1 protein-coding gene is annotated in these 443 nt (G+C 35.9%); it reads left to right on the top strand.

The genetic code is table 11. The annotated features are described in order from the left end of the window. Positions 1 to 21: 21 nt before the first annotated feature. Entirely contained in the window at positions 22 to 357 is a 336-nt protein-coding gene (locus tag CXF71_RS07945) for a hypothetical protein (RefSeq protein ID WP_101232430.1), read from the top strand. The last annotated feature ends 86 nt before the right edge of the window (positions 358 to 443 follow it).

Raw genomic sequence — 443 nt, 5'->3', positions numbered from 1 at the left:
GTTAGGTACTAAGGAGAGTATATGAAAATTTTTGTGGTGGGCTTAATTAGCTTTGTTTTAGGTCTCGGTCTTGCTGGCTTTGTAGCTATAAAGTTTTTTGTGTATGGAGGTCAAAGTGTTGCAGCCTCTGAAATACAATTTTATTCAAATACCTTACAACTGATCAATACCAATGATATTAACGAAATAATCAAAAGGTCATGCTTTTCTTTACCCGTTGCGTTAGAAAATAAAGAACAGATGGATAATTCTTTTTTTGCTACAGAATCGCCTTTAATTATGGTGAGCGCCGACGAGAGTATTGAAGACTTAGCAGCTAAACACCTATCAGATAAGGGTATTTGTAAACGTACCTAACAAGAAAATAAACTAGGACACGTAACAGTTGGCTACGTTTCGCTTCGCTACACAATTTTAGCCAACCATTACTTAGCCTGTTATTT

The sequence above is a fragment of the Colwellia sp. 12G3 genome (genome assembly GCF_002836775.1).
In the GTDB taxonomy this organism is placed as follows: Bacteria; Pseudomonadota; Gammaproteobacteria; order Enterobacterales; family Alteromonadaceae; genus Colwellia.
Note: the sequence above shows the minus strand (reverse complement) of the source record. Positions and strands in the feature narration are given on the sequence as shown.